The sequence below is a fragment of the Endozoicomonas sp. Mp262 genome, from assembly GCF_025643335.1.
Lineage (GTDB): Bacteria > Pseudomonadota > Gammaproteobacteria > Pseudomonadales > Endozoicomonadaceae > Endonucleibacter.
The window spans coordinates 24,625-39,508 of record NZ_CP092490.1; the positions used below are offsets into that span (position 1 = coordinate 24,625).

The window sequence follows — 14,884 nt, forward strand, 5'->3', positions numbered from 1 at the left end:
GACTATGGCTTACCAACCTCCGGTCAGGGCTGACTTTGCTTTTCCTTCTGAATTTTATCTTCCTAAATCCAGTTTTACCTTTTACCCCGAGCCTGGCGTTATCTTTCTGCCACCGCCTTCAGTGGTCAGTCAGTACCAGTCACAATGGAGTCAAGGTCGTGGCTGTGAAATCAACAAGGAAAGCCTGTTTTTAAATGCCAGCAGACAATACAGTGAGCACAAAGTTAATTATCAAGACGCCACAGCAAGCAGCGCACTGTTTCAGCTTAACTGGGGCAGGTTAGCCTATAAGGAAGTCACTGTATCATCCAGCTTTAAACCGGCTCAGCCTAAAGATAATAAAAAAGCAGACCAGTGGGTTCAGTTAACGGCCATGGATAGCCATAGACAAAGCCTATGGGATCAAAGTGTTCAGAATCAGGATCAACAAAAAAACCACCACTGGCAGATTCCGCCAAGAAAGGATAAACAGCAGACGGAATCCTTTTACCGGGTGGATGAATTTACAGAAAAAACAGAGGATGAATATCAAGGCTATCAGCCAGCCGCTTCAATCCTTCTTGATTTTTACTTTAGCCATCGCCGCTATAGCCCATTATCAACGCCTGCCGTTTACTTCCGTTTTAGCGTCCGCCCTGAAAAGCAGGCAATTCGCCCAAAAGACGCCCGTTTAAACCAGCGCTTTGATAGTCATCAGGCACAGGATCAGCCGGTCAAAATCCCGTGGGGTTTCGGTCAGAAAATTACGGATGAGCATATCACCAGTGAATACGGCGGCGAGACAGAACCCCAACCCGATAAGCCCGAACCCCAACAGCCCGATATTAGAGAAACCTACCTGCTTATGAACACTATCAGCGTCGTGACTTTACCCGACCGTATACCTTTGGAAATGCGGGAACTGGATATAAGCCTCGATATTGATAGTTTTGCATGGTCGTTAAGGGGCGAAATATGGGGAGCAAGCAGCCTGGCACAGGTGGAGCCAGACAGTAATGGCATGAAGCAAATAGAAGTGAATATTAATGGCTGGCAGTGGCTGTTTATGATTGAGCGTTATGACACTGACCGGGCATTTAACCGGGAACGCTACACCATCCATGGCACCAGTCGAACCCGCCTGTTAGCCGCACCCTATGCCCCACTGAGAAGCAAAAGCAGCACAACCAGTATCAACGCAAAACAGGCTGCAACCGAAGAACTGACCAATACCGGCTTTACCCTCAACTGGCCAACCGAAGGTGATTACACCACCCCTGACTGGATCATCCCCGGCAACACCTTCAGTTACCAGAACCAAACGGCTATGCAGGTGATTGCTAGAATCGCCACCACAGCCGGAGCGGTTATCATCCCCGATAAAAACACAGATACTCTCACTATCCAGCCCCGCTATCCGGAAAGTCCATGGAACTGGCCCGATACCACCATGGACAAAATAGTCCCCGCCAGTATGGTCATCAGCCTAAGTGCCAGCTGGCAACCGGAACCACACTATAATGCTGTTTATGTCTCCGGCATTTATGAAGGCGTATCCGTCAACGTCAAACGACAGGGTACAGCTGGCGATAATCCTGCTCCTGATATTTTCGAAGACTGGCTAACAGCAACACAGGTTAATACTGAGCGTGGCAGAAACGAACTGAGCAAAGGCAGCAATCAGAGCATTACCACCATCGAGCTACCTCTCACCGATACCGAAACAGCCCCCGGCCTGATAGAACCAGGAGTACTGGTAGAAGTACAGGATGTTACCGGAAACTGGCGTGCTTTGTGTCTCAGTACCCTTATCAAAGCTACTGGGGGTTCTGGAAAAGTGACGCAGGCTATAACGTTGGAAAGGCATTATTCATAGAATGCACCTGCCATGTTCATTACAAAGAGGCATATATACACCTTGCCTAAGGAATAAAGCAGTATATAATGGGCGGGCAAGTTAAAAGTGTGATTTATTCTTTATGTACAGATTTGATGTTCCGGGTGTAACAGCTCGTCATATTCTCCATAAGTAATAATAAAACTTCTAGCTCAACCGCCTTATCATAAGGCTACCTTTATTATTCAAGTTTCAGGATATGACTATGTCTATTAGTACCGGTACAGTTAAGTGGTTTAACGACGAGAAAGGTTTTGGTTTCATCGCCCAGGAAAATGGCGGACCAGACGTATTTGCTCACTTTCGTCAAATCGTTGGTGATGGTTTTAAATCCCTGGCTGAAGGCCAGCGTGTTGAGTTCAAAGTAACTCAAGGCCAGAAAGGTCCTCAGGCTGAAGAAATCCGTCCTCTGTAATGGTCGGGGCTACAGACTTGTAGCTACTACCTCACTGAAGGTGAGGAACAGAAAGGCAGTACCTCCGGGTGTTGCCTTTTTTTTGGTTTGAGGAAAAATAAGAAATGAGGGACATGGTATGGCCACCACCAACATCTGGCAAAAGTTCAAAGCGCTGATACCGGAAGGCAGCCGAACTATCGTTACCATTACCGCCAACAATGGCAATGGCACCAGCCAGGCGCAGTTAAGGGATGGCACAGTGGTTGCAGTGAATGGTGAGTCAGTTGAGGCAGGACAGAAAGCATTTATGCAAGGTGGGGAGGTTAAGGGTACTGCGCCGGAATTGGCGCAGTATGAGGTGGAGGTGTAATAGAGGCTACTAAAATTAAGTAGGAACCCCACCAACCACACTCATCAATTTATCGTAGTCTGTTACAACATCATAAGTAACATTTTCATCTTCTGTAGCCCTGTTTAACTCTTTAAAAAATTGACGGGCACAGGCTATTTTTCGTTCTTCAATACCTCTGAGCTGCATGGTTGACATAGAACCTTTAGTTTCAGCAATAAAGTAAATGTGTTTGACTGTACCTTCCTTGAATGAAATCGCCCAGTCCGGATTGTAATCACCTACAGGCGTAGGGATGAAAAATCCTCGTGGAAGCTTGGCATAAACAGCAACCAGATTTTCATCACTTTCCAGAGCTGCCGCAAAGGCTTGCTCACCTTTTGAGTCTGTTACGAGGTAATCATAAATATGCTTTTTCAGCTTGTCAGAAGCACAAGAAAAGTCTTGGCCAGCCTGGGAAGCCGTAAATATATCCGTATCGTAAGTTTGATCCGTTGTATCATATTTTAACTTATTGATAATAACCGAAGCTTTTTGCTCATTAATTAACCGGCTTGCCTCTGCCAGAAAGTGCTCCGGATTCTGCTTGAATAATGAAAACTTGATGGGCAGCATCTGTGCCAAAATCGTGGCGACTGTCTTACGGGTCAGGTGTGTTTTTTCTGCAAGATTTCCAATTAAGTCATATGTCACGGATGAATGGACGCTGGCATTGTGGAACTCCGTTTTTGTTCCATCAACTTTGAAACTCTGACCGGATGATAGCTCACTATCGCTAATGGCGCTTACCTGTGTGCCTGTCTGAATTGTGTACTGAAGCGGTGTAACAATCAGCTCTTTATCCAGTGCTTGCACGCTGTGCTTAATTAACTCATCAGAATCGAACTCAACCCTATAGACTGCTTTCTTATTAATGCGTTGCCAAAGTGCCTGAAACTCTTTTTTCTTAAAGTTGGCATTGAGCGGATTGATTTTTGGCGTGCGGCCATCTTCGGGCTTCTGGATCTGTCCCTCGCTAAATACGCTGTCAATCAGATTAAAAACCTGTTCCTGATAAGGTGCCAGCCCAGAAGGCAGGGCAGCAAGAGTGCCATTAGCTTTTTCCTCATGGTAGTCAGCAGAAATAGAGTCATCGCTGTCATTGATATAATCGTTTTTAAGCAAATATTTATAAATCTGCTTCGCCATGGTTTCATCGACTTTTTTGGTGCCTGTCTCTGTAGTAATAACCTTGTTGGTAAAAAATGCTATATCCGCTTTGCGTGGGCGCTCTGAAAGCGAATCACTGATTTCCCTCTGCAGATTGGTAACAAAGTCCGTATAGCTTTCACTGGCGACGACAGAGAGTATGTTAATCTCATGTACTGTAGCAGGGTGGTCCTGTCGCTCGCCATGTTGATTCACGGAGAGACGCAGGCCACGCCCTACCTCCTGACGGCGGGAGATGGTGTTGTCGCTGTGCTTGAGCATACACATCACAAACACATTGGGGTTATCCCAGCCTTCACGCAGGGCAGAGTGAGAAAATATAAAGCGGGTGGGTTCTTCAAAAGAGAGCAGTTTCTCCTTATCTTTCAGAATCAGATCGTAGGCATCCACATCGTCGGAAAGGCCCGCCTGTTCTCCACGGGTTTTGAATTTAGGGTCCTTTAGTTGTTTGCTCTTCTTATCAATAGAGAAGTAGCCATTGTGGGTGGTAGACGAAGTGATCCTTTCAAGATAACTGCGGTAGCCCTTATCCAGCAGCATGTCGCTTAAATACTCTTTTTTCAGCGTTTCATACTCTTCCTCAAAGATACGAGCATAATCACCCTTATCATCGGGCTGGGCGTAATCCCGGTATCTTGCCACCTCATCAATAAAGAACAGGGAGAGCACTTTAATACCTTCCGAGAAAAGTCGACGTTCTTTTTCAAAGTGGGCCTTAATCGTTTCCCGGATTTGAATTCGGCGTTTGGCGTCTTCAGTCACATCCCCTGTTGCATCACCTACATACAGTTTTTCACCATTCAAAAACTCAACGGTATCGTCTCTTGCATCAATATTTGAAACGACAAAGCCTTTATATTGATCAAGATTATTGCTGAGGTCGTACAGGTTATCACCTTTTTTTATTTTTTTTCCAATACGCTTAATGCCGCTAACCTGTTTTATCTCCATATCGATCCGTGCTTTCGGAGCACTTTTGGATATCTCTATGGATTCCAGATAAAGGTAAGGTGAAGTGCCTGATAACCCTTTAACATTAATCCCCCGTACAGAAATCTTTTTCACCAGCTTCTGGTTATAGGCATCCAGGGCGTCAAGACGGTGAATCTTATTATGGGTGGTTTTATGGGTGGCGGAATAGCGTAGCACCATCAGCGGATTGAACTTGGCCAGGGCATCCAGGGTCCTTCTGCCTTCCATCTTCTGGGGTTCGTCCAAAATCAAAATGGGGCGATTCTTACTGATGACATCAATGGGCTTGCGGGACTGAAAATCATCCAGTTCTTCATAAATGCGGCGGTTATCCTTACCAGTAGCATTAAAGGCCTGAATATTGATTACCATCACATTGATGCCTGCATCGGAGGAGAAGCTTTCCAGAGCAGGTAAATTTTTGGAGCTGTAGATGAAAAAGCGGGCTTTTTTACCATAGCTCTCGCTAAAATGCTCGGCGGTAATATTGAGGGATTTATACACCCCTTCCCGAATGGCGATGCTGGGCACTACGATGATAAACTTGCTCCAGCCGTAACGCTGATTCATCTCAAATATGGTTTTGATATAGCAGTAGGTTTTACCCGTACCAGTCTCCATTTCCACATCCAGGTTAATGGGGCTGCTGGCATTACTGACCACCTTGTCGGATACCGGCAGGTTCTGGCGGGTCTGTACCTGATGGATATTATTGAGCAGCTGAACATCGGACAGTTGAATATCAGCGTTCTTGAACCCTTCGACTGAAGGTATTACCGAGCCGGTTGTTCCTTTGGCTGCCTTGCCGGGGTCAATCTGATAGTTCAAACCGGAGAGGTTGGGTTGTCCGGCAAAACAGTCCACCACTGATTCCACAGCGTTGGTCTGGTAATCCTGTACCTTGAATTTAAGTTTCATCGCTCCGCACTCCTTAGATCGACTTCACTTCAGTGCCAGGGGCCAACTGTTTGAAAATCTGCTCAGCATTGATCTTCACCGCATCGGAGGCAAAGCCATCATCACGGAATACAACTCGCAGTGGGTTTAAAGCAGCGAGCTCTTTAATCAGTTCTTCGGTGATATTAGAATCGAAACAGGCGACAAGGGCGTTGTCATCCACAAAGAAAACGGTTTTGTTGCAGATAGTCTCTTTGCGAATGGGTAGTGTCAGGTCAACACTCCAATCCAGCAGTACTTGAAACAGAAGATCTTCATCGGTGCGGTCTTCCTTAATATTGTTGACCAGCAGTTCAAGGTTGCCTTGGGAGATTTGGTCTGCGGAATAGTAGATTTCTGACATATTACTGGTATCTACTTTTAATACTCGGAAGCCGATATCTTGGTTCCAGTTATGATCACATGGTTTTTTAACAATATTTTCCCCCGCTTTCCTAATTCGATCCTTGGAAAGTTCAGTGATTTTCCTGTATCCGTTTTTAAATGCCTCGGATTTTTCTGAACAATGCTCAGATAGCTGTACCGCTATAAATCTCCTACCACCTCCATCTTCAGCGTTTAGTTCAAATAATGAGTGCGCCGTTGTTCCTGAACCAGCAAAAAAGTCTAATACTAAAGAGTTACTATTGGTAGTAGCTCGCATTAATTCTTTTATCATCTTTACAGGTTTTGGAGTATCAAAGATATCTTTGTTTCCGAGTAGTAAGCCTAAATCCTCTTTTGTTGAGGTGAATGTTCCCATTTCATCAATAATTGAATCAAAAAAGTATTCCTGCTCCTCTTTTTCAAATATTTTTAATCTTGGTATTCCGTCACCTTTCTTAGGAAAAAAAATTCTTCCTTCAGAAATAAGTTTATCCAGTTCGATTTTGGAACAAAAAAACTCCCTTGTAATATCTCTTCCACTAGGCAAAGTTATTGTATAAAAGTTCTTTGACCTAGGGTCTGATTTATCTTCATGTAGACAAATAACACCTGACTCCCAGTTACCTCTCGGATCATTATCAGCATTTGTTTTTTCACCCTTCCAGTTGGGAAGTAATTTAACTTTTTTTATTCTTGTTTCTTTCTTATTTTTATAGGCAATAATTAAATACTCATGAGTGGTTTTGAATCTTAGTATTTTCTTGGTATTACCTTGTTTTCCATTCTTCCTCCAAATGAGCGTGTCTATATTGTTTTCACTAAAAACCTCACCCATAATTTTATGCAGATTACTTATTTCGTGTTCATCAATACTGCAAATCAATATGCCATCATTACATAGAAGATTTCTTGCTATTTTTAGTCTTGAATAAACCATAGACATCCAGTCAGAATGAAATCTGCCATTAGACTCTGTATTTGCAATCAACTGATTTCCTTCAGTGTCATTTTGATTTGATCGTTTTTTGAAATACTGGATATCTTCAGAAAAATCATCAGAATAAATAAAATCATTTCCAGTATTATAAGGTGGATCAATATAGATCATCTTCACCTTACCCAGATAAGTCTCCTGCAACAGCTTCAACGCATCGAGATTATCCCCCTCTATAAATAGATTTTGGGTAGTGTCAAAATCGACACTTTCTTCCCGGCAAGGGCGCAGGGTTTTGGCAATAGGAGCATTGGCGGTCAGCAATGCTTCCCGCTTACCCGGCCAGTTAAGGTGATAACGCTCCTGAGGCCCTTCTACAATGGCACCGGAAAGCTCCTGCTTTAACTGGTCAAAGTCGATAGCCAGTGTAATTTTTCCATCGCTACCTTGTGCTTCCGTCACGCAGCTGGGAAAGAGTGCCCGGATTTTCTCAATATTCTGCTGGGTTAAGTCAGGGCTGTGCATTTTCATTTTTTCCATCAGGGAAAAGCTCCAAATATAGGTTGTAAGATGTGATGAATAGACTTAATAAAGCTGGTTTAGCTGCTGCTGAAGGGTTTTTAACTTGCGGTTCAGTTCTACCTTTCGATTAAACTGTTTTTCTGTTGTCATTTTCTTTTTCATCTGTGACAGTTTTTTTTGCTGGCTGTTAATGTTCGCTACCCGAGCCAGTGTTTGACCAGTGGTCTCAGCCTCACGGGGAGGGACGGGTAACAAAACGGCAAGCATTTGCTGATACAGTGCCGGTAGATTAATGGTCATCGGTAGAGTCACAGCTTCTGTCTTGTCAGAGTTCATCCAGTCAGAGAATAGATAGTCTGAGCAATGCCATTGAGAGGCATCTGCGGCATTACGTTCCTTAAAAGCTGCGGCATAGCGAATTTGCATGGTTTCGCCCCACTGCCGTTTTATCTCAAATATCAGGGGCAGCGGGATGGCCTTATCAATGGCGGACAGCACATCATTGGCCAGCGTTTCACCTTTCAAGGTAATAGTGATGATTTCAAGCTCTGGAACATCTTCATTTGCTGGCAGGTTAATCGTGTCTGGAGCCAGTTTGTAAGCCCAGCGGATTTGCTCTACCTCTTCGACAAAGTGCTTTTTTAACGCTGCCGATACAGTGACTCTTTCATAAATCTTATCTTTGGCAATGATCTGTCCAAACCGGGCCTGTGCCGGAAACTGCCATAGATGATCAAGGGTATTATGATTCAAAGGAGCTATCTCGTGTTATCTTTGTCATCAGCAATGTTCATCCTGGACAACGATGAAAGCGAGTAGTTCAAAGTCATCCAGCCCGGCAATGGTATTTACCAGTGCTGAGGTTGGCCCGCCACTGAACAGGCTGTCGATATCTTTCTCCGCCTTCACATCAATCATGCTTCGAATCGCCTGACTGAGTAGATTGGAGTAGGCAGACATATTTCGACCATCATCGGTAAGCTCGTTAAACCGCTGGCAAGCCAGATGAACAGGTTCTGCCCGGCCTTTGCAGCTAGTGCGAATTAAATCCAGCAGGTGTTTGACCTCAAAGTGGCTGGCGATCATCTCACCCTGATTATCGATGTAAATCAGGTAGTAGGGGTGCAGCCTGTTCTGCTGGTCTTCATTTATGCTGTTATTGAGGTTGCGCAGGGCAAAGAATACACCGGGATTCAAGCCCAGCTCTGGTTGTGCTGGCACTACGGTATGCATTCCGCTAGGCTGGTTGCGGGGTTCGCCAAACTGCTTCACATAGTTGAGCAAGTCCATACGGAACTCATTCAAGCCAAGATCGGTGATGGAAACCCCGGTTTTCAGGTCTTCCAGCTCAATCACTTCTTCCTGCAATCGTTTTAGCTGTTCCTTTCGGTAAGAAACATCGTTAGCCTGAGCGCTGAGAACGTTGTCGTCGCCGGTAGCGGTGACATCCACAATGGTCATGCGGCTCTCCACCCGTTCTTTCAGGTTGATGTACTCATCCAGTGAGATATCAGGCCAGTAGTTCACCAGTTGGATGCACTGGTTGGGGGAGCCGATGCGATCTACCCGGCCAAAGCGCTGGATGATTCGCACTGGGTTCCAGTGGATGTCGTAGTTGATCAGGTAATCGCAGTCCTGCAGGTTCTGGCCTTCGGATATGCAGTCAGTGCCGATGAGCAGATCAATTTCAGCCGGTTCATCTGGTAAAATGGTGGCCTTGGATTTTGACACCGGGGAAAACAGAGTGAGTACTTCCTGTATATCGTAGCCCTTACGCCCAGTTTTCAGCGTCGTTTTAGGGAGACCAGACCCGCCGGTGACCATTGCTGAATGAATATCAAAGGCTGATAAGAGTTCAGGAGCCAAGTGTTTATAAAGGTAGTTTGCCGTATCCGCAAAAGCGGTGAAGATGATTACCTTACGGTTGCCAGTATTTATCGGTCTTTCGATTTTTTCCCTGATATGTTTTTTCAGGTGCTGTAGCTTGGCATCATCTTCCGGCGTTATTTTTGTCACAGAAGCCAGCAAAGCACGAATAAGCTCCAGATCAGCTGCTAAATCCCGTTGCCAGGAAGGCAAGTCCATATCTGTCAGCTTGATTTTGATTTTGTTTCCAATCTCCATATCGTGGTAGGAAGGTAGCTCATCATCATCGGCTTCTATGCTATTGAGGGCTTCGCTCAGGCTAGTTACTTCGGTGGTGCCGCCCCGTTTTTTAAACTCTTCAATAATACCCAGTACCCGCTCGTGATTGTCGTGCAGGGATTGCAGGGTGCTGCGGAAAGCATCTACAGAGCTTTCCAAGCGTTTGAGCAGATTGGTGGTCATCAGGGCCACCAGACTTTTTTCCCTGTCAGCCTGTCGCAGCTTGCCTTTGCCTCCACCAACATCCGTGTCGTACATATCTTCATATTTTTTTAGACGGCTGGGCAATATATAGCTGACGGGCGCATAAACGGAGAGCTTGAGCAGACGCAATTGTTCAAAAATATCATTGAATGATACTACATCAGTTCGGCTAGTCAGTGGGCTGTGGAATGACAATGGTTTGAGCCGCTTGGGGAAGTGGCCGATGTCGCTGGTATCGTAAAAATTCTGGATATGTTTGCGGGAACGGGCAATGGTGACGCTATCCAGTAGTTCAAAGAAATCAAATTCCAGGGCATCAAGAATAGCTTTGGCGGTGCGTTGTTCTGGCTCCAGTTTCGACCAGTTATTAAAGGCTGTTTGGGCGTTGCGGAAAATCTCCTCTACCGTTTTGTTTGTTTTTAACCGTTTGGTGAGATTGGCAGAGTCGCCCTCATAGGCCAAGGCCAGCTGGTTACGAAGGTCGGTGAAGCGGTTGTTAACCGGCGTAGCCGAGAGCATAAGCACCTTGGTTTTTACGCCATCCTTAATCACCTTGTTCATCAGCTTCTGGTAGCGGGTTTCCCGGTCTTTCACCGCATCGTTATTGCGAAAATTGTGGGACTCATCGATCACCACCAGATCGTAGTTGCCCCAGTTGATGCGGTTCAAAGGGGTGCCGAAGGACTCACCGCTGGTACGGCTAAGATCGGTATGGCAGAGCACATCGTAGTTGAAACGGTCTTTGGCGAAGATATTGGTCTTCAGGTTGCGGTTGTAGTTGAGCCAGTTGTCCGATAGTTTTTTCGGGCAGAGCAGCAGCACCGAGCGGTTGCGCAGCTCATAGTATTTCATGACGGCCAGAGCAGTGAAGGTTTTACCGAGGCCAACGCTATCGGCCAGTATGCAGCCGTTGTAGGTTTCCAGCTTGTTGATTATGCCGGTGGCAGCATCTTTCTGGTAATTGAACAGTTTATTCCAGATCAGGGTGTCCTGATAGCCAGTCTGATCGTTGGGCAGGACGTCTTCGTTCAGATCATCCAGGAACTCATGAAAAATATTGTAGAGCAGTAAAAAGTAGACACGCTCTGGTGAATTTTCCTGGTAGACCGATTCGATCTGCTGGCAGATGGTTTCGGTGACATCCTGCAGCTTGGCCGGATCGCTCCAGATTTGCTGGAACAGTTGCAGGTATTGGTTGGTGAATGCGGGTTGATCGAACTTGTGTACAAAGTTGGAGACAGCATTGCCCTGCTGGTAACCTAAATCCACGGCAGTAAAGCCGCTGATGGGAGCAAAGACGCTTTCGTGATCCTTGTCTGAAACTACCGCAAAAGGCTGCATGGGAGCATCGGTTTTGTTGGAGCGGAACTGGGCTTTTTTACGCATCCAGTCGGCGCACTCTTTGGCAATGGCCTTTTGAGTGAGCTTGTTTTTCAGCTGGATTTCAAAATCGGAACCGTAGAGGCTTTTCTCCCGGCCTGCTTTGGGGATGAAAAATTCCCTTTTCTCTTTCTTGAACTTGTCGGTGACTTCATCTGCCACAAAGGTGGGTGAGGTGAAGATAAATTCCAAGGAGTCAATTTTTGACAGCTCTTTTTTCAGGGCTTCATAGGCATATATTGAGAAGCAAGAGGCAGCAATTTTGAGCTTGGAATTTTTGCTGAGTGAGTGTTTTATCTCATCACCTAAAAGTGTATTGAGATTATCAATAATTTCCATCGCAGGCGTTCAGAGGCTCCGTTGATCAGGATTGTGACTGGTTTGCGGCATTACTAATTGATTTATCGGCACGCTACCGCCCGGAGGTGAGCCATGGTCTGTTATTGACCAGGCGGAGCATGGGCCTCGGTAGCTTAGGGTGAAATTTTTACTGCTGAGTAGATTACAGGAAATTAACGCATTGTACCTGCCTTAAAACGGGTTGTTGTATTAGCTATCCCCGAAGGGGAGCTGATCTTTTTTTCTATCAATTTTTCCAATTGGTACTGATTATGAAAAAATGTCATTTTTAAAGGGTGACTAAGGAATAGTGCATTGCTATGGGATATCGCTTTCGTCGAACCATTAAAATTCTGCCCGGTGTTCGTTTAAATCTGTCCAAAAGTGGCGTCAGTGTCAGCGCAGGTGTTAAGGGTGCTTCGGTGACTGCCGGGAAGAACGGCGTCTATGCCAATGTTGGCGTACCCGGTTCCGGACTGTCCTACCGTACCCGAATTGATAAGCCAGGAGGCAGTATGAAAGACCGCGTTGATATCTCTCATATGCGGGTGCCGTCTGCCGAGGACAATATCTACTTTATTCTGGATAGTTCCCACAGGCTGTTGATACAGGATGATGAGGGCAATAGTTTCCCAGAAGAACAAGCCTGGCGCATTCGGCAACATCACTGGGAGGATATGACGGCATTGCTGCGGATGGCGTGCGCACGGTTAAATGGACCGTTATTGGCTATCACTCATATTCATGAGAGTACCCCCAAACCCGACAGCACCTTCGACTGGTCATTATATTATTGCCCACTGGATGAGCCGGTACCGGAAGAACCCGGTTATCAGCCCATTAGCTGGCTTGACCGTCTGCTGCCCTGGCGACGTAAGGCTATTGAAGAGTCAAACCAGCGACTGGAAAGCCAGTACCGAAGCGAACAGGTGGCATGGCAGCGCAAGGTTGATGAACATGAGCAACAGCAAAGAGCACGCTGGAATGACCGGTTTGCCTCGGTTGCCAATGCCACGGCGTTTCTTTATGAGGTTTTAGGACGGCTGGAGTGGCCTCATAAAGTGGATACCCGCTTAATCGTTGATAGCACCATGAAACGGATTGCGCTGGAGACGCATTTTCCCGAGATTACTGAGCTGCCCGGTATTGAATATAAAGTACAGGAAAAAGAGTGGCGGCTTATTTCAAAAGGGTTAACGCCCACCAAAAAAAGAAAGCTGTATATGCACTACGTACACGGCATTGGCTTTCGGCTTATCGGGGAAATATTCAGAGCCATACCTGTACAGACCATCACTTTCACCGGGCATACCCAGCGCCTGAATTCTGCGACAGCGTCGTTTGATGAAGAGTGCCTGTACTCTGTAAAGGTACCCCGTGAAGCGTGGCAGCAGGTGGACTTTTCAACGCTGGATGAGTTGTCTTTACCAGAGTTGATGGCAACCTTTGATCTGCGCAGGAATATGACCAAAACCGGTATCTTCAGAAGTGTTGAGCCATTTTCTGTTATTTCATCAGAACAGTTGGCTATGTCATTGTGAGTGGGGTGGCTTTGGTCCGTGCCTGTTTAAGCAGACTCTCTGTTATGATGGGGCGGAATTTCAAGCTGACTGATCACTCTTCTTATGTACCAAGCCAACCCGACACCCCAAAAACGTGCAACGATGACTGACCATCAACCGATACTGCGACTGGAAGGGGCAGTGGAACGGGTGACGGTTGGACTAAGCCATCAGCTATGCTGCAATATGCAACCCTTTGCTTGATATAACCATTCGTTGTTATCGCAAATAATTGCCTTTGCTATAAATAATCCAGTGCCTGATCAATATCAATTGATAGGAGGGTACAGGTATTAAAGTCATGTCTAAAGGCTCTGAGCGTCTGCAAACGCAGGCTGAGGAAGTAGCAAATAGCGTTAGTCATGGTATTGGGTTCGTTTCTGCAGTGGTTGCTACACCATTTCTTATTATTCATGCAGCGGGGCAGGAAAACACAGGATTTCTGGTTGGTGCCAGTATTTTCTGTGGAACGCTGATTTTTTTATATCTTTCATCGACTCTCTATCATGCCTTACCCGTTGGGCTTCCTAAGCGTGTTTTTAGAGTGATTGAACATGCGGCAATTTTTCTACTGATTGCGGGTACTTACACACCGTTTACATTAGGGGTTCTTTATGGTGTATGGGGATGGTCGATTTTTGGTGCTATTTGGGGGATGGCTGCAATAGGGGTTGGCTTGAAGGTTTTTAGCCGAGGGTCATGGCCGATTTTATCCACTCTTCTTTATTTGCTTATGGGTTGGCTTATTGTTGTTGCTGTTGATCCGTTGCTGGTCAAGGTGCCTGAAGCAGGCTTGTTTTTGCTACTGTCAGGTGGTTTGTTTTACACGGTTGGTGTGTACTTTTTTGCAACAGACTCTCAGCTTTTGTTTGGTCATTTGATCTGGCATCTATTTGTAATGGCCGGTACAGTGTGCCATTACTTTGCCATCTACTGGTACGCTGCTTGAAAGCTGCAAGCGATCTTTCAATGAACAAGTCAACGAAAGCCGTTTTATTGTCTGTTTTTGTGTTCCCTGGTACAGGGCACTTTTTTTTAAAAAAAACTATTCCGGGCATTCTATTATCCGGGACAGCGCTTTTAGCACTTTATGTTTTGGTTTCTAATGGTTTGCATAAAGTTCAGCAGGTTGTTGAAAAAATTCAGAATAGCCAGTCCCAAGCGGATTTTGCGTTGATTTTAGATGTGTTATCAAAACAATCGACAGGGCCTGATACACCCTTTGTTTATATTGCTACAGCTGTATTTCTTATTATATGGTTTATCAGTGCTGTTGATTCATATAGGTTGGGAAACTATGAGGATGTTAATAATTCTCAGAACCACTAACCGAGGTAAATAATCACCAGTCTGTTGGTTAATAGTCTATCCCGGATATTTCATAAACGTGCCCCAGCCTTGCTGATCCTTTGCGGCTCTAGGGGGCAGTAATGGTCGGGGCAGTTTATGAAACATCCGGGCTATGAGCTGCCGTAGAGATGTTGGTGTAAGTATTTTTAATTTTTTTGATTTATGTGTGGTAGCGTACCGACTGATCTGATTTTCTTTGCCATGATGATACTTCCTCCTACTCCATACCCTATTTTATGGATAGGTGGTTAACTCAGAGGTCATTATGAATGAGTCACGTCGAGAAACCGCACCCGTTAATACAAAAAAATCTCCCATTCAA

Annotated in this window: 10 protein-coding genes; 6 read left to right on the plus strand and 4 right to left on the minus strand. The window is 45.6% G+C overall.

Going from position 1 to position 14,884, the window contains the following annotated elements:
* Positions 1-4 precede the first annotated feature (4 nt).
* The 3 genes from MJ595_RS23170 (at position 5) to MJ595_RS23180 (ending at position 2,643) form a co-directional block, all read left to right on the plus strand.
* The gene (locus MJ595_RS23170; RefSeq protein WP_263322594.1) at positions 5-1,855 is read left to right on the plus strand and encodes a hypothetical protein; all 1,851 of its coding nucleotides are present in this window, start codon (positions 5-7) and stop codon (positions 1,853-1,855) included.
* A 232-nt stretch (positions 1,856-2,087) separates the two neighbouring features.
* A complete protein-coding gene (locus MJ595_RS23175; protein ID WP_263322603.1) occupies positions 2,088-2,291 on the plus strand; it encodes a cold-shock protein in 204 nt (67 codons plus the stop codon).
* Between the two features lie 118 nt (positions 2,292-2,409).
* On the plus strand, positions 2,410-2,643 hold the full coding sequence (locus MJ595_RS23180; RefSeq protein WP_263322595.1) for a hypothetical protein: 234 nt from the start codon (positions 2,410-2,412) through the stop codon (positions 2,641-2,643).
* Positions 2,644-2,658: 15 nt separating this feature from the next.
* On the opposite strand, the gene MJ595_RS23185 is transcribed toward MJ595_RS23180, so the two are convergent.
* The 4 genes from MJ595_RS23185 to MJ595_RS23200 are packed head-to-tail and all read right to left on the minus strand — an operon-like array spanning position 2,659 to position 11,650.
* Entirely contained in the window at positions 2,659-5,721 is a 3,063-nt protein-coding gene (locus tag MJ595_RS23185; protein WP_263322596.1) for a DEAD/DEAH box helicase family protein, read from the minus strand.
* Between the two features lie 13 nt (positions 5,722-5,734).
* Positions 5,735-7,600 carry a site-specific DNA-methyltransferase gene (locus tag MJ595_RS23190; protein ID WP_263322597.1) on the minus strand — a complete coding sequence of 622 codons (1,866 nt, stop codon included), beginning with the start codon at positions 7,598-7,600 and terminating at the stop codon, positions 5,735-5,737.
* Between the two features lie 45 nt (positions 7,601-7,645).
* Positions 7,646-8,335: a DUF4391 domain-containing protein gene (locus MJ595_RS23195; RefSeq protein WP_263322598.1), complete on the minus strand. Its 690-nt coding sequence runs from the start codon at positions 8,333-8,335 to the stop codon at positions 7,646-7,648.
* A 27-nt stretch (positions 8,336-8,362) separates the two neighbouring features.
* On the minus strand, positions 8,363-11,650 hold the full coding sequence (locus MJ595_RS23200) for a helicase-related protein (protein WP_263322599.1): 3,288 nt from the start codon (positions 11,648-11,650) through the stop codon (positions 8,363-8,365).
* Positions 11,651-11,970: 320 nt separating this feature from the next.
* Between MJ595_RS23200 and MJ595_RS23205 the strand changes: the two genes are divergently transcribed.
* The 3 genes from MJ595_RS23205 to MJ595_RS23215 all read left to right on the plus strand — a co-directional run bounded on the left by MJ595_RS23205 (position 11,971) and on the right by MJ595_RS23215 (position 14,541).
* Positions 11,971-13,191, plus strand: a complete 1,221-nt coding sequence (locus MJ595_RS23205) for a DUF4236 domain-containing protein (protein WP_263322600.1) — start codon at positions 11,971-11,973, stop codon at positions 13,189-13,191.
* Between the two features lie 322 nt (positions 13,192-13,513).
* Complete coding sequence (locus MJ595_RS23210) at positions 13,514-14,161, plus strand: hemolysin III family protein (protein ID WP_263322601.1); 648 nt, start codon at positions 13,514-13,516, stop codon at positions 14,159-14,161.
* On the plus strand, positions 14,158-14,541 hold the full coding sequence (locus MJ595_RS23215) for a hypothetical protein (RefSeq protein WP_263322602.1): 384 nt from the start codon (positions 14,158-14,160) through the stop codon (positions 14,539-14,541). Before MJ595_RS23210 ends, MJ595_RS23215 begins: the two co-directional genes overlap by 4 nt.
* The last annotated feature ends 343 nt before the right edge of the window (positions 14,542-14,884 follow it).

Excerpts from the sequence above, each read along its gene's own strand:
- MJ595_RS23170 (WP_263322594.1), top strand. The coding sequence starts at position 5 with ATGGCTTACCAACCTCCGGTCAGGGCTGACTTTGCTTTTCCTTCTGAA.
- MJ595_RS23190 (WP_263322597.1), bottom strand. The coding sequence starts at position 7,600 with ATGGAAAAAATGAAAATGCACAGCCCTGACTTAACCCAGCAGAATATT.
- MJ595_RS23210 (WP_263322601.1), top strand. The coding sequence starts at position 13,514 with ATGTCTAAAGGCTCTGAGCGTCTGCAAACGCAGGCTGAGGAAGTAGCA.
- MJ595_RS23180 (WP_263322595.1), top strand. The coding sequence starts at position 2,410 with ATGGCCACCACCAACATCTGGCAAAAGTTCAAAGCGCTGATACCGGAA.
- MJ595_RS23200 (WP_263322599.1), bottom strand. The coding sequence starts at position 11,650 with ATGGAAATTATTGATAATCTCAATACACTTTTAGGTGATGAGATAAAA.
- MJ595_RS23205 (WP_263322600.1), top strand. The coding sequence starts at position 11,971 with ATGGGATATCGCTTTCGTCGAACCATTAAAATTCTGCCCGGTGTTCGT.
- MJ595_RS23185 (WP_263322596.1), bottom strand. The coding sequence starts at position 5,721 with ATGAAACTTAAATTCAAGGTACAGGATTACCAGACCAACGCTGTGGAA.